Source organism: Isoptericola sp. F-RaC21 (assembly GCF_038593535.1).
Taxonomy (GTDB): Bacteria; Actinomycetota; Actinomycetes; order Actinomycetales; family Cellulomonadaceae; genus Isoptericola.
Map to the genome: position 1 here is coordinate 1 of NZ_JBCFYX010000010.1, position 518 is coordinate 518.

1 protein-coding gene is annotated in these 518 nt (G+C 64.5%); it reads left to right on the forward strand.

Annotated features, from left to right (window positions below; all coding sequences use genetic code 11):
- Positions 1-518, forward strand: a 518-nt coding sequence (locus AAG589_RS21215; protein WP_430569292.1) for a carbohydrate ABC transporter permease, incomplete at both ends; no start/stop codon positions are given.

The following is a 518-nucleotide window of genomic DNA, read 5'->3' on the forward strand; positions in this document are numbered from 1 at the left end:
CTGATCGGTGCTTCGGTGTCGATCGCGATCGTGTGGAAGGCGATGTTCATCGATGACGGCATCGTGGACCGCATCCAGCAGCTGCTCGGCCTGCCGGCCGGCGGTTGGGTGGGTGACCCGTCCAAGACGATGCCGATGTTCGTGCTGCTCGCGGTGTGGACCTTCGGCGCCCCGATGGTGATCTTCCTGGCCGGGTTGAAGCAGATCCCGGCCGAGCTGTACGAGGCCGCGTCCGTGGATGGTGCGGGCCCGGCCCGCAAGTTCTGGCGGATCACGATCCCGATGCTGAGCCCGGTGCTGTTCTTCAACCTGCTGCTGGAGACGATCGGCGCGTTCCAGGTCTTCGGGTCCGCGTTCATCATCTCCGGCGGTACGGGTGGTCCGGCGGACTCGACCTTGTTCTACACGCTGTACCTGTACATCAAGGGCTTCGCCCAGTTCGACATGGGGTACGCCTCGGCCATGGCCTGGGTCCTGGTCGTCGTCGTGGGCGTCATCACCGCGATCTTGTTCAAGAC